Consider the following 22,323-nt stretch of genomic DNA (forward strand, 5'->3'; position numbering starts at 1 on the left):
AACTCGCGTTCACGGGTCAACGCACATTATCGGTTATCTGTTTTTCGCTAGGTGGAAAAACACTGTGTCCTAGGCGGAATGCCCGACCATGTGATTTAGCCATCTGGGCGGAATTTCTGACCTTCGTTGATAAGAAATGCATCAGGTCAAAGGGTGATCATGAGCCCTGAAGCCAAGGGGGCTTTCGCCCCCAGCCCCATGCTCCTACATGCCGAGATGCTCTCTAGGGGCACGACCTCAGTTTTCCAGTTCTGGAAGGCAAGGTTTAACGTTTAGGGCCAAACATGTCTCATTGGGCCTTGCATGGATTGGCGGAAACCCTCGAATCGGTCAATAGCCGCGCGCTCTTGCATGTGCGAGCGGCAGTAAAAGACGGTGTGCGTAAACACATCCATGTCCGAATGGCTGTCGGCGATTTCCGCAAAGCAGGATATCTGGAACAGAACGCCATCCAGCCGCCCGTCCTTGAGTCGAGCATCTACAAAGCGCTGGTGTTCTTTGTAGAGGCTCTCCAAACATGGGTGGATCATCTGCCTGAGCCGGGCCTCAGACTGAACTTGAATAGGCTGAGGGATCAGGAGATGCGGCTCAAGATTGAATGCAATGCACCCATGCCCCCTTTCGACGACCTGATCACAACCCGCGCGTATTTGGCCCTCAAAATTTTTGATGGAGTTGATGGTTTTGCACGCGACGTAATAGTCACCGAAAGGCGCGCTAACTACGACATCTGGCTCCCCTAGACGCCCTACCAGCTGGCGGTGGCGCACATACTGGAGCATCTCAAGCTCGAACACTGCATCCTTCCCGGGAGAGTGCATCAGCGAAGCAGGGTCTAGCGGGTTACTGGCGATGCGTCGCAACGGCTCCCGAAGCTCAGGTTCGTGCTGGCAAGCCTCGATGGCCAACAACACTCGCTGCGCACGACCAAGCTCAATTGAGGGCCCGGTTGACGCGATACATTCGGCTTCAGAGGCAAGCTTCAAGGCCTTCGCAAAATCCGTTTGGGGGCGGATTTTTACATCCAGGCGGGCGCAAACTGCTCGCACGGTCTCGGCCAATTTCGGCATGTCTATATAACGGAGGAAGGTTTCGGGCTGCATGATTCGTTCGAGGTTCCAGGAGGCTTGATAATGGGGCTGCGAGCCTTCCCTGGATCAGACCTCGTTCCAAAGACGCTCGAAGTTGTTGGGCTTAAATTTTTCCACGAGGAAGTCGATGAACAGTCGGGTTTTTGCCGGTATGTAGGTTCGCTCATGGAACGCGATGTTGATGATGAGCTTGGGCAGCTCCCATTCGGTCAGAACTGGAATGAGTTCGCCTGAGACGATCTCGTTGTAGATGATGTACAGCGGTTGGATCAAAATGCCCGCGTGAGCCTTGGTGCACCCGGATGATCTGGCCATCATTGCATTCGAGGACAGCATCGATCTCGATTACCTTGGATTCCTTGCCTTTGGTGAATTGAATCACGCGGGGCTGGTTGGCATGACTATAGATCTGCAAATCTTGATTGAGCAAATCCTCGACTGTACGAGGTCGCCCCCGCTCCGCCAGGTAGGCCCGAGAGGCCGCCAGTACGCGCTTGGTCTCAGCTAGCTTGCGAGTGGTGATATTGGAGTCAGGCTCGAATTCCCTAGTGCGGATCGCCAGGTCGATTTCGGTATCCATGATGCGTAATAACGGTTCGCACCAATGATCTTCACCTTGAGCTTGGGATGGCGCTTCCGAAACTCGCTCAGGATCGGGACGATGTGTAGCTTTGCACAAGAGATAGTCGAGGTGATGGTAAGCGTTCCGCTTGCCTCGGTCGTCGCTGCGTGGACGGCGGCTTCGGCATCGCGGAACTCACCCAGCAGGAACCTGCACTTCCCGTAGAGCTCATGGCCCGCAGGTGTCAAAGACAGCCGGCGAGTATTGCGAACTGCATGGTGCCCACGGCTACCTGCTTCACCAGTTCCTGTCCTCCGCGTCGAACAAACGCACTGACGAATAAGGTGGCCGCTTGGAAAATCGAGCTCGCTTTGCCCAGGAGGTTGTCGACGCAGCGGTGGAAGCGATTGGGTCTGAGCGAGTCGGTATCCGAATTTTCCCATCCGGGCCTTTCCAAGGCATTCTGGCGGCTCTCAAAGATCCAGAGCTGCCGACCCTGTCAAGCGAGGGCCACAGGAGCCTCAAATTCGCTTCTGAATTTCGCACAGTGAGCGAGCCAGCAGTGAGAGTGGAATACACCCTTTCCTAGCGACGAACGCTGTGTCCTCAGCCTCCTCCGGCACCATGTACAAGATGTCGAGCGGGAGCTCAGCGCCAGCGGCTCTTAATTCGCTCTTCAGTCGAACCAATGGCGCGCCAGAAGGGCCCACTACCAAGACGTCGTAATCGCTGCCGATGCCGTGGAGCGATGAGCCAAACATGAAGGCCTTGTAGTACCGCAGTGTCGGGCAGGTTTCGAGGAGAAAGCCTGCCACCTCCGCTGCTGTCATCAGCCCTTCAGCAAGATAGGTCTCAGCTCGTCCCATTTCAGTACCTTACATCCCAGCTGCCGCCCTGCCTCAATGGCGCTCGGGGCGGGCGATCCATTGGGGTTGGTGTTCCACGCAACGTCCACAGCACCACAACTGTCCCAGAGGCTGCGAACAGCATCAGCTGTCGGCTCATATTCCCAGATCATGCCTACCCTGAGTGAGCGGCCACGCGAAAGGGTCAGAGAGAATACACGATCGAACTCACGGCGGACGTTTGAAACGTAACCTTGCTGCAGAATCAGGCGGTAAGGAAACATGTAGTTTTTGTGGGACGCCATCCTCGCCGAGCCTTTTGGAATTGCTGACCCAAGTGATCCGTAGTTTCCCCATCCTACGGTCTTGTCTTCTAGGAAGGCGATCGCACTACCATCCCATAAGCACTCTTTGCGATAGCCGCAGAGGAAATCCATCTCTGGCCATTGCTCGTAGTATCGAGCAGCCAACTCGGCGTCCATTTTGTAGGCGTCACTGATGACAGCCAAAACGTCAGGCTGCTCATGAACCGAGATGCGAATAGCGTCGCCCCCAGCGTGCTCTACCGAGATGACTCCGCTTTCACGCCGGGCATTCTCCAACGCATATTTCACCTGCCACTTCATGCAAAGATTCCGTCTAGCTGTACTGGATAGCGAATAGCACGGCCGGAGACACCACAGACGTGACGTTCGATCAGCCCTCGGACATGCTCCTGGTACTGGGCAAAGGCCTCATGTTCGGCCTCGTTCATGTGCTGCTGGTTCGCCGTAATGATGCGTTGGATACGAAGGTGATTGGGCAGGATGACGTTACGCATCCTGTCCGACCAGGTTTTCGCGGACTCTGACTCAGGGTCGTACTCAAAATCTGTACCTTCGCAAGGCGCTAGCCTTTTCCAGATCGCCTTGTTCTCCGCCATGGCAGCGGTTATGGCGTTCCTAACCTGCGAGCGCTCCTCGTAGGCGTGTACGCCTTGCTTATGGGCCAGTGCCGCTAGGTGGTTGCTCTTCCACATCAACAGCGTGACTCGATTGTACGACGGGGAGTTCTTGTCGATCTTCGTATGGCAGGTCGGGCACAGGAGCAGGAGGTTCTCGAAGGAGTCAGCTTCGAATTCGCCATCAGGGCGCTCCTCGTGACGTGGCCCTTTTTCACCATGGGGGATCACGTGGGCCATCTCCGCGATGTGCTTGTCACCCCCCATTTCAGCGGGGAATAGGGGTTGTAGGCAGTCCGGGTGCTGGCAATGACCTGCGGCCTCTGAGAAAAGCCGGAGCTTGGTTTCCTGTGGAATGTACTTTCGATCTGCCATGGTCGCGCCCTGAATTTGAGGTGCACAGAGTAGCGGTAGACAGCGCAGAGTCATAGACCGACCTTGGCCTAGTCCGACATCAGATGACGCAGTCTGAAGGGATTTTTCTGGACGCTGACAGCTGGTGCGGAATCAGCGCTGTTAGCCTGCGTGACACACCCGATAGGTGTCGCGATCATCAGACTAATCAGGGGCAAAAAAGATGCCGAAAGCGGAGGAAGCTAACGGCACCAAAGGTGCTACATCACATCTGCCAAGTACCCGCACATTACCGAATTGGCAGTGATGGCGAGCAACGTGTTTAGGCAGGCCTGTTGCCTTGCAGTGCGTTCGACAGCAGCTTGAGGATTGCGTCATGCTCGATCGGCGCGGGATTCCAGTACGGGTTTTGGAGGGCAATATCTGCCGCCCGCTGCATGTCGCCCTCGCCCACTCCCAGCGATTCCAATGCCGTCGGCGCACCGAGTTCTACGGCCAGGTCATACAGCGCCAGCGCGGCGCCTGGTACAGTGCCTTCAACGCCCAGGGCAAAGCTGATACGGGCGGTCTGGGCCTTGGCATGGTCTTCGTTGTAGGCAATGGCATCCGGCAGCACGATGGTATGTGTCTCGGCGTGTGGCAGATTGAACGTAACGCCCAAGGTGTGGCAGAGCTTGTGGTGAAGCGCCATGCCACGTTTCCGAGCACTGTGCCGCACAACCAGGCGCCGTACAGGCAAGCGTTGCGAGCCTCGGTGCTGGCGGAGTCATGCTTGAGCGCGCGAAGCCCTTGGGCCATGGCGCGAATACCCTTTTCTGCCAGCAGCGACATGATCGGGTTAGGGTTCGGGATGGCCTATCGACTGTGCCTGCTGGCGTGTGTCAGACATGCGACTCCGGCCGAACAAGCTGCTTTGTCCTCAAAGTACGCTGCAGTGACGTACCTCTCCTCGATGGCCGGCGTCCTGCTAGGAGGTACATTAGGGAATCTCGTAGGCCTGTCGGCGGCAACGTATATGTTGTTCGGATTCGCAGCCTTGGCGCTTATCCCCCTGATGCGCTTCGCTCCGAAATTAGGCGAGGTCGGCTAGGAGCTGTAGTTCTTCAGATGATCACCACTTAGACCGTATGGGGTACGCTATGCGCCCCTCAGATCTCATTCCAAGGACGATATGGCCGCCTCGAAAAAGAAACGCGCTCCTAAGACGAAGGCGCAACCTGCCAGCCATTCCGGGGCGAGCCCATCGGTAAACGAAGCTGACTTCCAGGCTGCGATCATCGCACGCTTGCGTGAAGCCCTTCCCCTGCTGCCGGCTAACATCCGTGCCGAGCGCTATTTGAAATTGCAGCTTGGTCACCATCAGATCGCAATCGATGGTAGCGGAAAAACTAAAGATTTCTTCAGGGGGCGGTCGGACGTTGTCGTGTTTCTCGATGATAAACCGCTGTTGCTCGCTGAGCTCAAAGCTCCGTCTGTGGATATCACTGATGAAGACGTCGACCAAGGGCTCTCCTACGCTCGGATCCACCAGCCCATGGTGCCACTTGTACTGGTCACGAACGGCAATCAAGCGTCGACCCGGCTTGTGCTGACCTACGATGGAACACTCGTCTCAAACGACAAAGCTGATGCTGCAGGTTTGGCGGAGATTCTGTCGGCGGCATCGAAGTTGGCTAGCAGCTCGACCGAGAGCGCAATACGTACTCTGCTGGGGCGCGATTCCAGAGTCTGGGCAGCCATTGTCAAAAAATGGAATGCCGAGGAAATTAGCAGTCGAACGGGCACCGTCTCCGAATTGCACCGAGCGATTGCCGAAGGCTTCCATATCCCACGAGAAGCTGTCGGCCAAGTCTGCGAACACGTGGAAAAGGGAGCGGAAGTTGTCATCTTGCATGGCGCTCCGCTATCTGGCATCACTGGCACATTGATCCAGTTGGTTGAGAAACTCCAGAAAGGCCCTGTCCTCTACCTCGACCGCCGAAGCTCGGGGGATGTTCTCCAGTTTCTTTCGTCCCGTCTGACCCGGGAGCTTTCTATCGGGGTGTCCCGGGATGACGTCAGGCAATGGCTGTTAACTGGACAGCCCCTGGCTGGACTCATCCTCGTGGTGGACGGCATCCCGGCCGGTGAGCTTGAGGAGCTGCTACACCTTGCAGAGTTGAAGCACCTACAACTCGTTCTCGGAACTGACAGCAGTACATTCGACGCACTTCGTACATTGGCTGGCCGCATCGAAGAAACGAAGCTCGGTCGCCTGGCTAAACCGGTCGAGCTCATGGATCTGTCAAACGAAGAATTCAGAGAGGCCTGTCAGATTTTTATCAACCTCAAGCAGGCTCATTTCATACGTGGGGCGGAGCTGATTCCGGAACTGCGCCGCCCACGCCTGCTCCGTCTCATTGCAACTCTACTGCCCAACCACGCGCCGGAAAGGAAGTCAGGGCCTAACGGCTCAAAGTTTGAAACCCGACTCGTAATCCCACCAATTCCCGGTCTCCGGATGCTGGAATGGGCGAGCAACCTCATCGGAGCGGATCCGCAATTGAAACATGATCTCTCTAAGCTCGCTGCAGCCTATCTGGCCGATGTGGCGGATAACGGACGAGACCTCCAGAGGATCATCGAAACCTATGGTGTACCTTCGATCGATCCCGATGTGATGGAGCAATCACTGGGGGATTCACGAATCGAGCGCCTACGCGCAAGCGGTATGATCCATTGGATTGACACACGAACGATGGGCCCAAGGTTGGTCATTCGTTTTCCTGAACAGCTGGCACATTACATCTCCCTCCAGTGGACGGCGGATCTTAATAAGCAAGTTGATGAAGCTGGTGTAGATTCCACCCTGCACCGCATACTGCAGCAGTCACATTTTGTGCCTGATGGAGATATCTGCGCAGCAGCTGCCATCTCGCGAATCGAGAACGGTGCACACCTATACCAGATCGTTGACTCTCTAATAGGCTGCGAGCCTGAGCCAACCTTCCTGGCGGAGGGAGCCGTGCTCGAAGTGCTTGCGAAGGATATCAAAGGGGCGCGCATCAAACTCGGTGAAGGGATGGGCGGGCGCGTTCCTGGGGATACTCAGCCTTGGCTGATTCTGAGCCACCTGGCGATGAAACTCATGGACAGAGGGGATGGAGGCACATCCGTCAATCTCCTGATCTTCGCTGCTCTAGGCAATTGTGAAGATCTGATTTTCAAGCCGGCCCCTTACAACCTCAGAGACATGCTTGGCCTGCACAAGCACGACATCCCCGGCGTGGGCTCCGTGCTCTGCGGCAATAGCGGCATCGTCGAGCCACTCATGCAGGCATTGTTCATCTGTGCATCACATCGTCCCGACGAGTTCGAACTATTGGTGACCCACGCGCTGCAGGAAGACAAACGTCACCTCGCGTGGCGCCTGGTAATGCTTTGCAATCTTCTGAAAAATGATGGGAACCCACGTGTCCGAGCAGCTGCCCACGCAGCCGATCACCGACTCGACAAGTACTGGAAAACCTTCATTTCATCTGAACATGCTGAAGCTGATTCGTGCAGCGCCTAAACGCTCAAGCTCTCAAGGATCACGGCTAGCGCTCACCTAGCCGTCACTAGTGATTTATGCCATTGAACCAGCGTTTGAGACGCAACCAGATTCCTTCTACCTCGGGCGCAATTTGTTCGATAGGTTCAGGCTGAACAGATACAGAACCAGAGCGATCCTCGTAGTAGCTCTTTCGCTGTTCATCAGCATGCACCTTTCCCCTTTTGATCGCAGCGTCGGACATATCTCCAGCCCAGAGCACCGATCCGTTGCGGATGAAGTAATGGGAGCGGCAAGGGAAGCTCCAATTGCCTACTGAAGGATCCAGCGACACCTCTCCGTTGTATGTGAGCTTCCACTGAGTCTTGGAAATGGGCAACGGTACTTCGTTGCCACACCCGCAGGGACACAAATGAGTGGTGGTGCGGTACTTCATGGAAACGTACAGCACCCCGGCTTCGAGCTCGTCCGGAATGAACTCGACAAATGCGTTCCGTAGCTTCATGGCAACTGCTCGGAATTGACCACCTTGTTGCTGGCGGTGGTGAGTGTCGCATTCAGCTCGCGCGCGCTGTCGTAATAGAACCCGCAGTGCCGCTTCCACCTGAGCACAGCAAGCTGAGCGTTGATCGCGTTCAGCTCTGCGATCTGAACAGCAGCCTTATAGAGAGCCTCGCGGTTGCCATCAGCCATAGAGATCCGCTCAAACACATGATCACGCTGGCCTGGAAGGCTCATCGTAACCCTGGCAGTGCCAATCAACTGGTTATCTTCGGTGCGAATCACGTCGATCCCTGTATCGATGATCACAACCTTGGAGTCGGCCAGACGGTCATAAATCAGCCTGCGCACATCGCCTTTATCCACACACAGGAAGACGTAGTCGAAGTCCCTCAGCTCATCAACGTTAACCTCCGTCACGTTTATGCAGTGCGGCACGATGTGCTTACGGAAGGCTGAGTACAGCTGCCCGAAATAGTCCACCTTCGTGTACTGAGCATCCAACGCTTCTCGGCTCACTGCACCCGGGGCACGAAAGGCGTTGTGCTGCTGAAGTTTGTCCAAGTCGTACAGGTGAATCTCAGCCACTGGCGTCTTTGCCACCGCGTCCAGTACGTAAGCACCAGTACCGCCCAAGCCAACAATGGCGATGCGCTGCGAGGTGAAAATCCCATTCAGCGCAGTGGTGCCATAGCGTGCTGAGGCCGTGTCCTCGTACTGGAAGGCGGAGTCAGGCGATTCCGCCTCCACCACTTTGTACGTCAACGGTGTCACGTCGGCGGCAGCAGCCCGCGCCTCATTCCAGAGGATCCGGGTGTAGTGCCACACCTTGTCGTAGAAGCTGGTAAACCCATTGGTACCTTGTGGCTTGTTCGAGAATGCAAAATTCGCCGTCAGCGTCTGCGTCAACGGGAGCGGCCCCGCTTGATACTCGATTGCGGCAATCTTTTCGCCGTTGTGCTTGTGGGGGTACTCACCAATAAAGTGAATGACGTGGGTGGCTGGGGCAGCCACCACCTCAGGGCTAACCAGATCAAGCGGGCAGCAGAATGTACCGAGCTTCACCTCTCCTTGCGCGTTGAGGTAGGGGATGGAGTGCACGACCAAATGCCCTTCGCGCACTTCCAGTTCAAACCCCTGGTTGCGGAGATCGAGGAGCGTGGGGTTAAGACTTATCACTGACCGAGACATAGAATTCCATCCCCTCTTTGACACGAATTTGTTGACCGTCCACTACCGAACCTTCCGGGTGGTCGTGAGGGCCATGGTCATAGTCGATCGTGTAAACCGTCTGCGGAGGATGCTGGCTACCAGGGAACGCCAGCTCGACCAGTTGCTGATAGGTCAGGAAGCGGGTGTGCACCACGCGAGGCTTGGCGTTCATGATGATGGTTGCCTCAAAAGGCTTAACCACGAAGTGCTCAACGCCGGGCTTGGTCAGGTCGATGTAGTCCTTGTCGCCAACCAGGATGTCGCGCCCGCCAGGCACAATTTCCCAAACATCGTGATCCTGGGGAGCACCGGCCAGGGCCTTAAGAGTTGCTCCGTTGATCTGGCGACCACCCCAGGTGAGTACTTGGTCGTTCAACACGATCCGGTACGAGCTATCGCCTAAGAACACCAGGAAGCGCTCCACCCCAGCATGGCGCAGATCAACCCGCTCGTTGGTATCGATCTCTTCCAGGCGCCCCGTCGAAAGCACTTGGAAGACCATGATGCCCGGCGCAGGGCGAACCTCGATGCTTTCGAGGATCTGGCCGCCGGTCACGATGGGGTCATCGATCACGACCGAGGTGAAGCACAGCGCTTCATTGCCCACCAAAATCCGATAAGGGCCCTGCTCGGGCGGCTGTTCACCTTTGGCGATTACGGCCGCCAAATCCACAACGTCTAACGCAAAACCAGAAGCCATGATGGAACTCCTAGCCCCGCTGGGGCAGTTAACCGCTACGTTTGCTAGGCTAGCAAAGCACGCTTGATATATCAAGCACTCGCGAGAAAATGGTTTGTGCTTGAGTAGCAGAGCGCTACACTGCATCAAACATCACCGTACTGGCAGGTTGTCAGATCGCGGCTGATTGCCGATATTTTCTGAAGATCAGTAACAACAGAGGCACATGTGAAACCAACACTTGCACAGTACCTGGCTTCGATTCGCCGGGATAGGCAGCTATCCCTGAGGCAGGTTGAGGAGCAGAGCGGCAAGGAAGTATCCAATGCCTACCTGAGCCAGCTAGAAACCGGCAAGGTTACGCAGCCCAGCCCTAATGTGCTCCACACACTGGCTGAGTTGTATGGGATCGATTACATATATCTCATGCAGCTCGCTAACTACCTCCCCGCCGAACGGGAGGATTCGCAGCGTCACGGCCGAGTTGCAACATTTGCTGAGCACAACCTCACTCAAGATGAGGAAGGTGAGCTTTTGGAGTTTTTGCAGTTCATCAGGAGTCGACGTAAGGATGGCCAAGCCGGACGACAGTAGCCTGCAGGAACATGAGCTTTTTGCTGTAGAAGCCAAAGCCAAGAAACTGCTCGATGAGCAAATGCATGGGGACGGTTCCCAACCCCCGTCCCCGACATCCTTGATGCCGCCAAGCTGCGGGTCGCCCCTATCGCCATCCACGATGTCGAAACCTTTCTGGCCTACGTGGCCCAAAAGACGGCCGCCGCCGGGCATCGCCTGAAATCAGCCTTGTCGAAGGTGCTAGGTGTATATGACGCGGATGAGCAATTCATCCACATCGATCCCACTGTCACCGAATCTAAGCAGACCTTCCTCAAGCTCCATGAAACCGGTCATCATCGGCTCCCGAGCCACCGCCAGATGTTCAAATTTTTTCAGGATTGTGAGCAGACACTGGCCCCCTCGATCGCCGATCTCTTCGAGCGTGAGGCGAACAATTTCGCTCGATTCGCTTTGTTCCAAGGGGACAGCTACAAACAGCATGCCCTGGACATGGCAAATGCGATCAAGACTCCGATGGCTCTCGCCAAGCAGTACGGTGCGTCGATTTACGCGTCGTGTCGGGAGTTCGTTCGCACTCATGACCAGGCGTGCGCACTCTTTGTGCTCGAACCCATTCAGATCCATGAAGACCATGAGCTGATCGCCTTGGTACGACGGATTGAGCTCTCACCTGCTTACGTACAGAAATTTGGTCGACCGGATGATAGCTTCATCACGCTCAGTCATACGCTTGGCCGCTTGCTTCCTAAGCATGGGCGGCGAATGGTGATCGACGCCAGGGTGTATATCAAAGACCTCAATGGCACGCTGTATGAATGCTTGGGGGAGGCATTTGACACCAAACATAATGTGTTCTTGCTCGTATTCCCTCTCCGCCCCGCTGCTACCTTTGACTTTCTACTCCCGAAGTAGAAGCGCCAAACGCGGGCGTTATTTGCTGCGCAAAGGGCTTGACTGAATTACCTCTTTTGATCGCCCCGTACTGGTGGCGTCGGAATCTCGCATACACGAGCCCTCAAACTATCTAGCATCCAGTAAGCAGCGTCGTCGAGCGAAAAGTCACTCATCTGACAGCCAGCAATTGGGGAGGCTTGTGCTGGCCACTCGCCTCTTAACTGCAGAGGTCGTAACATCGGGCGTACTACCAAGCTCGGCGACGCCTGAGCAATGGCTACTGCTCGCATTTCGCCGCTCGAACTCCATGGGACTGAGATAGCCCAGCGTCGAGTGGCGGCGGCGGTGATTGTAAAAGCGGATGTAGTCGAACAGGTCGGTTTTCGCCTCCTGGTAGCTAGCATAGCGAGTCAGATACACCCGCTCGGCCTTCAGCGAACGAAAGAAGCTCTCCATCGCGGCGTTGTCCCAGCAGTTCCCCGGACGTGAATGGCTGGGCACGATTCGATGTCGCCGAAGCAAGGCCTGGTAGTCGTAGGCGCAGTATTGGCTGCCACGATCGGAGTGCAGCAGCACTTGTTCTTTCGGCTGTCGGCGTGCAACGGCCATCTCCAGAGCAGCATGCACCAGAGCCTGCTGCATCCGATGGTGCATCGCCCAACCGACGACAGCGCGTGAATAGAGATCGAGCACGACGGCCAGATACAGCCAGCCTTGGGCCGTCCGCACGTAGGTCATGTCCGAGACCCAGTGCCGATTAGCTTGATCCGAGACGAACTGGCGATCCAGGTGGTTCGGGGCAACCGGCAGAGCATGGCGACTGCTGGAAACCAGCCGCCAACGCTTGCGCGAGCGAACGCGCAGACCGGCTTCGCGCATCAGTCGAGCAACCCGGTGTCGACCACACACATGCCCCGTGGCCGCCAACTCGGCCTTGATTCGGCGATGGCCATAGATCCCATTCACCTCGTGGTGGATGGTGCGGATCTCCTTGCTCAGACGCCGATTCGCCATCTCTCTCGCCGATGGAGGCCGCTGCTGCCAGGCATAGAAACCGCTGCGCGATACCTGCAGCAGCCGGCACATTGGCGCTACGGGATAGCGACCGGCCAACGCCTCAATGGCGCGGAACTTCACTTCGTGGGCTGCGAGAAGATGGCGAGCGCCTTTTTTAAAACATCGCGCTCCATGGTGACCTGAGCCAGTTGCTGGCGTAGGCGACTTAGCTCCGCGCTCTCGCCCCGCTGCTTGCCATTGCCCGGAAATGCATCGTCACCTTGCTGCTCAGACTGGCGCTTCCATTTGCCCAACAGGCTTTCAGCGATGCCGAGCGTCTCGGCGACATGACGAAGCGTCATGCCGGCAAGCACCTGGTCGACCGCTTCGCGTTTGAAGGATTCTGGAAAACGTCGTCTGGTCTGGGTCATGAACACTCCTTGCGGTGGGCATTATCCACCTTAAGTCAGTGTCCACTCAGCCCGGGACAGACCACATCCATCTACGATGCTTTGGTGTGAGATCAAGACCTTGTAATGATTTAGTTAGCACGGTCAAAATTCAGCAAGGCCTCGACCAGACCCGCTGGGTTTTCTTCTGCGAGCCAATGCCCCGCCTGTGCAAGGCATAAGAATTTCACACTCTTCGCCACCTCCTTCATCATCCTTTCCATGACTGGCGCAAAGGCGCTCGACTCTCCTGCAACCGCAAGAACGGGCACGGCAGTTTTGCCGTGCTCCGCAAGCTGAGTTCGGTTAAACGCCGCGTCCTGAGCAAAAGCTCTATACAGCTGAAAACCAGCTCGCATGCCACCCGGCCCGCTGAAGCTCTCTAGATAGCGCTGCTTCGCGGCCAGATCGATAGCGCCGGCATCGTACGCAAGATCGTGCCAAAACCGCTCAAGATAAAAAGCCTCCTTGCCAGCGGTCAAAGCTTCTGGGATATCCGGAGCCTGGTGGAAATGGAAATGCCAGACGCGCTTATCATCAAGCAAAACATGGTCGAACACTTGGGTACCGGGTAATGGTGCGTCTAAAACCGCGAACGCCTTGGTGGAGTCCGGGAACTGCCGGGCGAATGCGTAGGCAACCATCATGCCGATATCGTGACCGACTACGAAAGTGGGAGCCTTGATCTCGGCATCCTGTAGCACTGCAAAACAGTCGCGGGCCATCTGAGCCTTGTCATATCCATCTGCTGGGCGAGTCGAACCGCCAGCACCTCTGAAATCCGGGGCTATAACTCTGTAACCGCTTTCCATAAGTGGCCCTACGATGCGACGCCAAGCGATCGCCGTCTCCGGGTAACCATGGATCAGCAGTATATTTTTAGGGCCAGTACCCCCTACCGCGTAACGAAGCCTCACGCCGTTGCCAACGTCCACGGACGCCCACTGCATGCTATTCATTTCTGAACTGTCCATCGTGTCCTCTTTAGCCAAGTAGCCACCTCCGGGCAAGAAGGTGCTGTTTATCGAGTCGAGCTGAAGCTCAGCTTAGAGCTGAGCCTCATGCCGAAAACAATGTCAGTTGAGGCGCGCATTTTTGGCGTGATTGTGAGCTTTAACCACCTCAGGGGTCGTACGATTTTCGATCGCTTTGCGCTTGGTGGCTTCATCACCACCGACGACATGGTCTACGTCATTCATAAGTGCTTCAAAGCCTTGACGAGCAACCTCGGTCTTATCGTTCTTCTTTGACTCGCCAATCTTGCTGTTGCTCATACCGGCATTTTTGTGAAAATCGCTATCGGTAGCCCCTGGCAAGAGTGCTGTGACGGTGACTCCGGTATCGCGAAGCTCTTCACGGAGCGACTCTGCGAAAGAAAAACCAAAGGCCTTCGATGGGCCATACACGGTTTCGTAAGGAGTCGGTTGAGTCGCTGAAATCGACGACGTGATCAGGATACGTCCATGGCCGTTATCGACCATATGTTTAACCACGCGCTTAGCCATATGCACGGTGCCTGTGATGTTGATAGCGATCAGTTTGAAGTCATCTTCAAGATCGTTGTCCACGAAGGCCCCACCTTGACCGATACCTACGTTCAAAGCCGCTGCTTCAAGCGGTCGGCCCAACGAAACCACAAAGTCCCACAGCCCCTGAACGCCCTCGTAGGTAGCCGCGTCGGCCTGATGAGGGAAACACTCAACTCCGAGCGCTTTCAGCTCATCCGCCGACGAGTGAACTTTGTCACTGGATCCAGAGATGACCAGATCGTAACCGTTCTGAGCGAATTGCTTGGCAAGCTCCAAGCCGATACCTGATGAACCTCCAGTGACCAGTGCCAGTGGGCGTGTAGCTGTCATGTCTGTCTCCTCGAATGAAATTAGCGTGACCCAATCTCTGAACGCCATGACGACGCCATGATCCGTGAATTGCATTCAACGTAGCATTGGGTTTAGCGCAAGGTCATCCAGGTGAAAGAACAGTCAGAGCCCTTACCGTTACTAAATAGGAAAGGTGCGAGTAATGTCGAATGTGAAAAATACTGTCATCGTCATCACTGGTGCGTCATCAGGTATTGGCGCGGCCTCTGCGATTAAATTGGCCAGCCTCGGCGGCAAAGTGGTTCTTGCCGCACGCAATGAGGAAAAATTGAAGGCTTTGGTTGCCGAAATCAGAAATGCGGGGGGTGAGGCGTCCTACTACGTCACAAACGTCACCGACAAAACGAGCCTGGTAGGCCTGGTCGAGTTTGCGATTAAGCAGTATGGTCGTATCGACAGTCTCGTCAACAACGCCGGGTTGATGCTTTTTTCCGACTGGAAAGACGTCGTAGTCGATGACTGGGAAAAGATGATCGACACCAACATCAAGGGCTATCTCTACGCTATCGCGGCAGCGCTTCCCCAAATGCTGGAACAAGGTCATGGCAAGATTTTAAACATGTCATCGGTCGCAGGCCTTCACGTCGGTGGTTCAAGCGGCGTGTACAGTGCAACGAAGTTTTTCATCCGTGGCATCACAGAGAGCCTGCGAAAAGAAGTTGGCGTGGACAGCGGGGTTCAAGTTTCCATGATCAGTCCAGGCGTTATCGATACTGGCTGGGCTGACAAGGTGAGTGATGCCAAAGGCAGAGAGGCTGCGAAAGCGCTGAACGAGATTGCGATCACTCCTGAGCAGGTGGCTGATGCAGTCGCCTATGCGCTTGACCAACCCACCAATCTCACCATCAACGACATCGTAATTCACCCAACTAAGCAGGACTGGTAACAGCAAAATGGCGGCCTTCTTGGGCCGCCATTCCATGTACTAAAAAATCTAATCACTCGTCCGCATCTTTGAGGCCGGAACAAGGCCGAGCGCCCTTCGCATGCAAACTTGCTGTCGTGGAGTCGGGGAGGATCTTGTTGATCACATTGCCAATGAGCTTACTGTCCGGCTTACCCGCTACCACCCGATCTTTCCCGGCTTTCATAGCCTCATAACCCTCCTGAGCGACCTTCGTCGGAGCGGCCTTTGGGCCGAGCCCCAATGTCGTAGTGTCCATGCCCGCTCGATGCCAGAAATTCGTGTCGACCTCCCCTGGCAATAGCAGTGTAAAACTGACACCGCTGTCCTTGACCTCAGTCTTTACTGCTTCCACGAAAGAAATTAGAAATGCCTTCGTAGCGCCATAAACCGCCTCATACGGCGTGGGCATCGTTCCAGAAATCGAGGCCGTGTATAGCAAGCGTCCTTGGCCCCTCGCGACCATGTCCGGCAGCAACAACTTGGTGAGATGGACTTGGGAAGCGGTGTTGAGCTGAATCAGTCTCATCTCATCTTCAAGGGCTGTACCGCCTAGGAAGAATCCGCCCAGCCCTAGGCCTGCGTTCAACGCAGCGGCGTCGAGAGATCGCTCCAGTGCATGGATAGCGCGAACTAAATGATCAACGTCTTCAGGTTGGGTCAGATCAGCGTTGATGATTGTGACTGCCGCCCCCGTGGCTGCGACGGCTTCAGCCGTGCGTTGCAGTCCATCATTTGCGCCCGTGGCAGTAATCACAAGATCGTAGCCGTCGGCCGCGAAAAGCCTTGCTAGCTCATAGCCAATCCCACTGGATGCACCCGTTACTAAAGCAAGCGGTCTTTGTTCACTCATCATAATTCTCCAGCTGCTAAGTCAGCAGCCCAGCGCGTCTGCGGCTTCGGTCATGGATTCAGCTACGACGTCCCAGTCTTGCTCGGCCGTTAAATCCGACGCTTGATCAGGGCCGTGTTCGGTCGGGCGGCGCACGAATATGGTTTTCAATCCACTAGCGCGAGCGGCAGCTAGATCCGAGTTGTGAGCTGCAACCATCCCTACCCGCTCTGGTGGGAGACCCACTGTCTGCGCCGATTTAAGATAAGTCTGGGGCTGTGGCTTGTACGAATGAGCGACCTCCGCACCGACGATGACGTCCCAAGGTAACTGGGCGAACCTGGATAAGTTGAGCATTCCGGCAATATGCCCATTGGAAAGCGGCCCTATTGAGTACTTGCGTTTGAGCCGGCCCAGGCCCGCTACCGAGTCAGGCCACGGATCGAGCTGCTCCCATGCTTTGTTAAGCTGGGCTAGCTCCGCTTCAGCAATCCTGCCGTAATCGACGCTATGCTTTGAGAGAACGGTTTCCAGATTCTCCCTGTTGAGAACGTCCAGGGTTACAAAAGGACGCTCGCCGCTCCTGACACGATCCATCGAAGGCTGGTAAAGGGAGCGCCATTGATCAGCGAACTCCAATGGGTCGATGTCTATTTGGTGGCGGCGAAGGAAAGGCTCAGCTGCCCTGGCAACACCTGAGCGCCAGTCCACAACCGTGCCGAAGACATCGAATCCAAGAAAACCTATATCGTCTAGCTTGCTCATATCGACTCTCATGGTTCGCTGCAGGATTCAGACCGCTCCTCCTGAGTGGGAGGAGCGGTCAGCCACAAATTATGGTTTAGAAACCTCGCTGACCCAGGAGTACATAGGTTTGAACCCGAGCACTCGCTTGGCTTTGTCATTCGAGAGCAGAACTTCGTTTCCGGTGATCTGCTTTCGACGCTCGATATTCGGGTAGTGGCGATCAAGCAGCTCGCTGCTCGGAGTACGCATGACCGTCTCATCATTGGTGATGAAGAACTCGTCCTTGCCGCGAACGTCATAGTGCAACGCTAACTCGATGCCTTGCGCCACATCCCTGTTGTCCACGTACGTCCAGAAATTCCACAGTCGGACAGTCGGGTCATCCTGCCAGGTTTCAAATTTCGCGTACTCCTCAGGGTTCATTACGTTTGACAGGCGCAGGCAGGTGATTCGCAGGGTCGGATCGTTGAGGCAGAACTGCCTTGCCATTTCCTCTCCCAGCACCTTGGTAAGCGAATACACGTTGTAACCTCGCATGGGGTAGTCTTCGTCCACTGGTACGTAGGGGGCGTCGGTCTTGTCATAAGGAACGCCTGTCCCAACCTCGCTGGCAGCCCAGATAATATTCTTGACGCCCAGGCGACGGCATGATTCGAACACGTTATAGGTCGCGACCATGTTCAGCCGGAACTCATCGCTGTCAGGAATCATGCGCGGATGCGGCATGCTCGCTAGGTGCACGACTGCATCGAACCCTTGCGGTTCTGGGCGGGCATAAACGTCTTCACCAACGGATGAAAGCGCGTCGAGCGTTTGACCAAAATCTTCCAGGTCGGCTTTCATCATCAACTCATCCGGATCAAGTGGATCGTCTTTGTCGATAATGAATACTTCATATCCCCGCTCTTTGAGGTACGGAACTAACACTCTGCCAACCTTGCCGTGGCCTCCGGTGACTGCAACGCGCTTGATTACTTGAGACATCATTTCTCCAGATTCATGACGGCGAATTCGCCTACTCATGAACTGACCTTGGAGGTATCAGAAAGAGCCTTGCATTCCAATCAACGCGTGGTTGAGATTTTCTCAACGATGAGAGGACAACACGGACGCCTGGATACGTTACCTTGTCAGGGTAGAGATGAGCATTCATTGCTGATCTCGGAAATGTAGGAGGCCTCATGAAGTTCGTTAAGCTAGGTTCGACAGGACTGGACGTATCCTCGCTTTGCCTTGGTTGCATGACGTTTGGTGAGCCTGATGCAGGTACACACCCATGGACGTTGGATGAGCACGCCAGTCGTCCTATTGTTAAACACGCGGTCGAGCAAGGCATTAACTTCTTCGATACAGCGAACAGCTACTCCGCCGGAACCTCTGAGCTGATCATAGGTAAGCTGCTGAGAGAGTTTACCCGCCGAGAAGAAACCGTGATCGCCACTAAGGTCTTTTACCCAGCCAACATGTGGGAGGGCTCCTCGAAGCCCAATGAAAAGGGGCTTTCTAGAAAAGCCATCATGGCGAGCATTGATGCGAGCCTGACACGACTTGGCACTGACTACGTTGATCTGTACCAGATACATCGTTGGGACTATCACACGCCCATTGAAGAAACCATGGAAGCGCTTCACGACGTGATTAAGTCAGGTAAAGCACGTTATATCGGTGCCTCATCAATGTATGCCTGGCAATTTGCAAAGGCGCAGCAGGTGGCGGTAACAAACGGCTGGAGTCGTTTTGTCTCGATGCAGAATTATCTCAATCTGATCTATCGCGAAGAAGAGCGCGAGATGATCCCTCTGTGCATGGATCAAGGTGTTGGACTCATGCCTTGGAGTCCGATGGCGCGCGGAAGGCTGACACGTCCTAAGGGCCAGCAAACAACACGCACGCAGACAGATGTTTCTGGGCAGTCTTTCTACCATGCGACCGAAGCTGAAGATGGGCGGATCATTGATCGTGTGGAGCAGATAGCCAAAGAAAAAGGAGTGCCTATGGCTCAGGTTGCCTTGGCCTGGGTTCTAAGCAAGACAACAGTGTCAGCCCCCATTGTGGGAGCCTCCAAAGCTCACCACCTAGATGATGCGATTGCCGCACTTGATCTGGCCCTCTCTACCGAGGAGATCCGGCGTCTCGAAGAACTCTATGTGCCGCATGCAGTAACTGGTTTTTCTTGAGCCGACCGGCCGGGCAGGGTCTACCTCCCTGCTCGGCATTGACCAAATTAGCCGAATGCGCTGGGATCCGGGCCTAGTCGCTTGCGGTTATCCAGCGTGGCGAGGGCAGACATATCCGAAGCATTCAGAGAGAAGTCGAATACGTGTAGGTTCTCCTTGATTCGCGCAGGCGTGATGGATTTAGGGATAACAATATTCCCAAGCTCAAGATGCCAACGGATGATGATTTGGGCAGCCGTTCGGTCATGCTTGCGAGCAATGTCCAGCACGACTGGATTTGTTAGCGCACTACCTTGGCCAAGCGGGCTCCACGCTTGGGTAGCAACCTGCAGTTCATGATGCACGCTGCAGATTTCCTTCTGCTGCATGAATGGATGGAGCTCGATCTGGTTGAGCACCGGCACCACTCCACTCTCCGTTATCAGCTTTTGCAGGTGATCCTTATTGAAATTCGACACGCCGATCGATTTTGCCTTGCCGGCACGCTGCAAGTCGATGAGCGCACTCCAGGTTTCAACAAATTTGTCTCTGCTAGGCACAGGCCAATGGATCAGCAGTAGATCCACATATTCGACGTTGAGTCGAGCCAGGCTTGCATCCAATGCTTTTTTGGCCGCGTCGAATCCGTGCGCATCGTTCCACACCTTGGTGGTCAGAAAAACCTGATCACGAGATACACCAGATGCGCGTATACCCCGGCCAACCCCCTCTTCGTTCCCGTAGATCGCTGCTGTATCAATATGCCGATAGCCTTCTTCTAGCGCGATTTTCACCGCAGATGCAGCCTCTGCATCACTGGCTTGCCATACACCTAAGCCCAGTTGAGGAATGGTGCAGCCGTCACATAGCTGAACCGTGAGTTGAGGATTACTCATCAATATTCGCTCCACTTCAAAAAATCATGCGTTTGCATGAGGTTCACATATCCAACCTTTGAGTTACACCTCATCTCCCTCCGCGCTTTGACGATTCTCAACCTTGATGGAAACGGCAAAGAAGATGATCCCCAATAGCGCCAGGCTAGCTCCAACCCATCCGGTGGAAGCCCACCCCCATCCGCTCGCGATGGACAATCCGCCAAGCGTGGCACCTACAGCGTTAGAGATGTTGAATGCACTGTGGTTAAGCGCAGCCGCCAAGGTCTGGGCTTCGCCGGCGACGTTCATCAGCCTAACTTGAAGCGCAGGCACCAGAGCAAATCCGCAACCGACAAAGAACAACACAACCACAGTACCTGCCGGCGAAGATGTGAACAGGGAAAAGAAACCAAGAAAAACCATGTTCCAGATCATGATGTAGAAAATTGCCGGCACCAAAGCGCGGTCGGCCAACCATCCGCCTACCAGGTTGCCTACGATCATTCCAACTCCCCAGACAGCCAGCACCATTGGCACCTGATCAGAGCTATAGCCCGTCACTTCGGTGAGCGTTGGAGTGATGTAGCTGTAGACGGCAAACATTCCTCCGAAGCCAATTGACGCTACCGCAAGCGTGATCCAAAGCTGCGGCCGTCTTAGGCCATCCAATTCGGATTTCGGGCTCGCAGAGTCATCACGAGGGACGGATGGAATGAAAAACCAAAACAGGGCCACAGCCAGTACACCTCCCACTGCGAGCATCCCAAAAGCACCTCGCCAACCGAATAGCTGACCTATCCATGTGGCAGCAGGAACGCCAATGACGTTTGCAGCAGCAAGTCCCGCCATGACGTAACCTGCGGCTTGGGCTTTACGGTTCTCTGCGACGAGCCTGGCAGCAACCAGGCAGGCCACGCCGTAATAGGCACCGTGCGGCAGCCCCGCCAGGCAGCGTGCGATGAGCAGCGAGACATGGTTCCAGGCAACAGCGCTGGCGCCATACCCTATGACGAACATAGCCATGAGTGCGAGTAGCAACGACTTGCGGTGCCAACGAGCGGCCAAGATAGCGATCAGAGGTGCGCCAACTACGACTCCAAGGGCATAAGCCGTGATGTAACCGCCGGCAACGGGAACAGAGACACCTGTGCTTGACGCCAGGCCAGGCAACAGGCTCATTGATGCGAATTCGCCTGTGCCGATAAATAGGCCACCTAGCGCAAGCATCAGAATCGCCGCCCACACCCCGTAAGGAGCATCGATTTGGTTGGGCGTAGAGGGAATAGCGAGTGAGTCAGTGGAGAGTTGGCTGGTCATTTGATATTGCCGCGCATCGTGAACCACACGGCAGGCACCTCTTTCGTTGTCGATTAGTGATCAGTCCTCGTGGGAACGAAGAGCGAATTCGCGCTAGGGCGCAACACCAAGAGTGGATTACTTGGTTACGTCTGCGGTGTAGGCCGAGAACTTTTCCGAAAAATCTTGATGCCAGCGCGAGAGCGCTGGCCGATTTTGAATCATGTCGTCGGCAGCCCACTGCATCCGCCGCTGGTCGAGCCCCCAAGTAGACTCGTTATCCTCACAGAAGATGTAGAAGTCCCCCGCCGCCATCCCGTCGAACAGTCGTTGCACTACCTGGGAGGGCGTCCAAGGGCTCGCCGGCTTCTCAGTAGTGTTGGTCATTCCAGGAAAATTCATGGGTGTGAAGGTGTACCCAGGGATCAACAAATGAGCAGAAATTCGGTCACCTACTTTCTCGCGCAGCTCATGAGCCAGTTGTTCAGTCAACACCTTGATAGCCGCTTTAGAAACTGAGTACGCCGCGTTGCCTGGCGGCGTAGTGATACCCTCCTTGGAACCGAGATTGACAATGGCGGCGGCGCCACTCTGGGAAAACATCGTTTCCACAAAAAGCGACTGTAGGGTTAGCGCACTCCAGAAATTGATGTCCATAAGCTTTCGCCATTTACCGAGTCCGCTCCAAGGGCCTGCTCCTTGAATCACCGCCGCGTTGTTGACCAATAGAGACACCTCTCCGAACTCACACGACTGCTCGTATAAACTGTGAAGATCCGCTTCTGACGTCACATCTCCCGAAATTGCCAGCAGCTTGAGACCTGGAAACTCGTTGAGGAGCATTCTGGTCGCAGTATTGAGTGCCTTTTCGTCACGGTCGAAGATAACCACCTTCATACCCTCCGCCGCTGCTCGGTACGCGATGGCATAGCCAATCCCTACGGCCGCACCTGTGATGACTGCGACGGCATCTTTCCTGATAGCTGGATGGTTCAT

At 55.3% G+C, this 22,323-nt stretch carries 21 protein-coding genes and 3 pseudogenes; 6 read left to right on the forward strand and 18 right to left on the reverse strand.

From position 1 onward, the window contains the following. Positions 1-272: 272 nt before the first annotated feature. The 3 genes and pseudogenes from RYA97_RS07035 to RYA97_RS07045 all read right to left on the reverse strand — a co-directional run. Entirely contained in the window at positions 273-1,103 is an 831-nt protein-coding gene (locus RYA97_RS07035) for a hypothetical protein (RefSeq protein WP_003435231.1), read from the reverse strand. 54 nt (positions 1,104-1,157) lie between these two features. Then, positions 1,158-1,427: a LysR substrate-binding domain-containing protein gene (locus tag RYA97_RS07040; RefSeq protein WP_172833045.1), complete on the reverse strand. Its 270-nt coding sequence runs from the start codon at positions 1,425-1,427 to the stop codon at positions 1,158-1,160. Positions 1,428-1,452: 25 nt separating this feature from the next. Beyond that, positions 1,453-1,671, reverse strand: a pseudogene (locus RYA97_RS07045) (LysR substrate-binding domain-containing protein); the annotation flags it as partial. 250 nt (positions 1,672-1,921) lie between these two features. Here RYA97_RS07045 and RYA97_RS07050 point away from each other — a divergent pair. After that, positions 1,922-2,101 (forward strand): annotated as a pseudogene (locus RYA97_RS07050) (alkene reductase); the annotation flags it as partial. 381 nt (positions 2,102-2,482) lie between these two features. On the opposite strand, the gene RYA97_RS07055 reads toward RYA97_RS07050, so the two are convergent. The 3 genes from RYA97_RS07055 to RYA97_RS07065 form a co-directional block, all read right to left on the reverse strand. Next, positions 2,483-3,124: a hypothetical protein gene (locus tag RYA97_RS07055; RefSeq protein ID WP_003435223.1), complete on the reverse strand. Its 642-nt coding sequence runs from the start codon at positions 3,122-3,124 to the stop codon at positions 2,483-2,485. Continuing rightward, positions 3,121-3,813, reverse strand: a complete 693-nt coding sequence (locus RYA97_RS07060) for an HNH endonuclease (RefSeq protein WP_003435221.1) — start codon at positions 3,811-3,813, stop codon at positions 3,121-3,123. The genes RYA97_RS07055 and RYA97_RS07060 overlap by 4 nt, the downstream gene beginning before the upstream one ends. A 301-nt stretch (positions 3,814-4,114) precedes the next feature. After that, positions 4,115-4,483: an iron-containing alcohol dehydrogenase gene (locus RYA97_RS07065; RefSeq protein WP_003435219.1), complete on the reverse strand. Its 369-nt coding sequence runs from the start codon at positions 4,481-4,483 to the stop codon at positions 4,115-4,117. A gap of 480 nt (positions 4,484-4,963) precedes the next feature. Between RYA97_RS07065 and RYA97_RS07070 the strand changes: the two genes are divergently transcribed. Beyond that, a complete protein-coding gene (locus tag RYA97_RS07070) occupies positions 4,964-7,345 on the forward strand; it encodes a type I restriction enzyme HsdR N-terminal domain-containing protein (protein WP_016981741.1) in 2,382 nt (793 codons plus the stop codon). Positions 7,346-7,391: 46 nt separating this feature from the next. On the opposite strand, the gene RYA97_RS07075 is transcribed toward RYA97_RS07070, so the two are convergent. The 3 genes from RYA97_RS07075 to RYA97_RS07085 are packed head-to-tail and all read right to left on the reverse strand — an operon-like array spanning position 7,392 to position 9,737. Then, positions 7,392-7,829, reverse strand: coding sequence for a DUF6527 family protein (locus RYA97_RS07075; RefSeq protein ID WP_003435209.1), 438 nt, complete (start codon positions 7,827-7,829; stop codon positions 7,392-7,394). Continuing rightward, positions 7,826-9,016 carry a ThiF family adenylyltransferase gene (locus tag RYA97_RS07080; protein ID WP_117139558.1) on the reverse strand — a complete coding sequence of 397 codons (1,191 nt, stop codon included), beginning with the start codon at positions 9,014-9,016 and terminating at the stop codon, positions 7,826-7,828. Before RYA97_RS07080 ends, RYA97_RS07075 begins: the two co-directional genes overlap by 4 nt. Further along, positions 8,991-9,737, reverse strand: a complete 747-nt coding sequence (locus RYA97_RS07085; RefSeq protein ID WP_003435206.1) for a multiubiquitin domain-containing protein — start codon at positions 9,735-9,737, stop codon at positions 8,991-8,993. The genes RYA97_RS07080 and RYA97_RS07085 overlap by 26 nt, the downstream gene beginning before the upstream one ends. 207 nt (positions 9,738-9,944) lie before the next feature. Here RYA97_RS07085 and RYA97_RS07090 point away from each other — a divergent pair, with 207 nt between their 5' ends. Both RYA97_RS07090 and RYA97_RS07095 read left to right on the forward strand, forming a co-directional pair. After that, positions 9,945-10,310: a helix-turn-helix domain-containing protein gene (locus tag RYA97_RS07090; RefSeq protein ID WP_003435204.1), complete on the forward strand. Its 366-nt coding sequence runs from the start codon at positions 9,945-9,947 to the stop codon at positions 10,308-10,310. Between the two features lie 165 nt (positions 10,311-10,475). Then, positions 10,476-11,207, forward strand: coding sequence for a hypothetical protein (locus RYA97_RS07095; protein ID WP_316892026.1), 732 nt, complete (start codon positions 10,476-10,478; stop codon positions 11,205-11,207). Between the two features lie 279 nt (positions 11,208-11,486). On the opposite strand, the pseudogene RYA97_RS07100 reads toward RYA97_RS07095, so the two are convergent. The 3 genes and pseudogenes from RYA97_RS07100 to RYA97_RS07115 form a co-directional block, all read right to left on the reverse strand. Next, a pseudogene (locus RYA97_RS07100) lies at positions 11,487-12,616 on the reverse strand (IS3 family transposase); the annotation flags it as partial. 110 nt (positions 12,617-12,726) lie between these two features. Continuing rightward, positions 12,727-13,608 (reverse strand): alpha/beta fold hydrolase, encoded by an 882-nt coding sequence (locus tag RYA97_RS07110; RefSeq protein WP_003435196.1) that lies wholly within the window; start codon positions 13,606-13,608, stop codon positions 12,727-12,729. A 102-nt stretch (positions 13,609-13,710) separates the two neighbouring features. After that, on the reverse strand, positions 13,711-14,493 hold the full coding sequence (locus RYA97_RS07115) for an SDR family NAD(P)-dependent oxidoreductase (protein WP_003435193.1): 783 nt from the start codon (positions 14,491-14,493) through the stop codon (positions 13,711-13,713). A gap of 163 nt (positions 14,494-14,656) precedes the next feature. On the opposite strand from RYA97_RS07115, the gene RYA97_RS07120 reads away from it, so the two are divergent. Then, complete coding sequence (locus RYA97_RS07120) at positions 14,657-15,400, forward strand: SDR family oxidoreductase (RefSeq protein WP_003435192.1); 744 nt, start codon at positions 14,657-14,659, stop codon at positions 15,398-15,400. Positions 15,401-15,452: 52 nt separating this feature from the next. Here RYA97_RS07120 and RYA97_RS07125 read toward each other — a convergent pair whose 3' ends face one another. From RYA97_RS07125 to RYA97_RS07135, 3 genes are all read right to left on the reverse strand, one after another. Next, positions 15,453-16,274: an SDR family NAD(P)-dependent oxidoreductase gene (locus RYA97_RS07125; protein ID WP_234942973.1), complete on the reverse strand. Its 822-nt coding sequence runs from the start codon at positions 16,272-16,274 to the stop codon at positions 15,453-15,455. An 18-nt stretch (positions 16,275-16,292) separates the two neighbouring features. Next, positions 16,293-17,015 carry a haloacid dehalogenase type II gene (locus tag RYA97_RS07130; RefSeq protein WP_016981748.1) on the reverse strand — a complete coding sequence of 241 codons (723 nt, stop codon included), beginning with the start codon at positions 17,013-17,015 and terminating at the stop codon, positions 16,293-16,295. A gap of 69 nt (positions 17,016-17,084) precedes the next feature. Then, positions 17,085-17,981, reverse strand: coding sequence for an NAD-dependent epimerase/dehydratase family protein (locus RYA97_RS07135; RefSeq protein ID WP_029240975.1), 897 nt, complete (start codon positions 17,979-17,981; stop codon positions 17,085-17,087). 197 nt (positions 17,982-18,178) lie between these two features. On the opposite strand from RYA97_RS07135, the gene RYA97_RS07140 reads away from it, so the two are divergent. Beyond that, on the forward strand, positions 18,179-19,174 hold the full coding sequence (locus tag RYA97_RS07140; protein ID WP_003435185.1) for an aldo/keto reductase: 996 nt from the start codon (positions 18,179-18,181) through the stop codon (positions 19,172-19,174). A gap of 47 nt (positions 19,175-19,221) precedes the next feature. Here RYA97_RS07140 and RYA97_RS07145 read toward each other — a convergent pair whose 3' ends face one another. From RYA97_RS07145 to RYA97_RS07155, 3 genes are all read right to left on the reverse strand, one after another. Further along, a complete protein-coding gene (locus tag RYA97_RS07145) occupies positions 19,222-20,049 on the reverse strand; it encodes an aldo/keto reductase (protein ID WP_003435183.1) in 828 nt (275 codons plus the stop codon). Positions 20,050-20,112: 63 nt separating this feature from the next. Then, positions 20,113-21,258: an MFS transporter gene (locus RYA97_RS07150; protein WP_029240976.1), complete on the reverse strand. Its 1,146-nt coding sequence runs from the start codon at positions 21,256-21,258 to the stop codon at positions 20,113-20,115. Positions 21,259-21,465: 207 nt separating this feature from the next. Continuing rightward, positions 21,466-22,323: an SDR family NAD(P)-dependent oxidoreductase gene (locus tag RYA97_RS07155; RefSeq protein WP_003435179.1), complete on the reverse strand. Its 858-nt coding sequence runs from the start codon at positions 22,321-22,323 to the stop codon at positions 21,466-21,468.

Source organism: Pseudomonas syringae group sp. 26L6, assembly GCF_032587815.1.
GTDB classification, from domain to species: Bacteria; Pseudomonadota; Gammaproteobacteria; order Pseudomonadales; family Pseudomonadaceae; genus Aquipseudomonas; species Aquipseudomonas amygdali.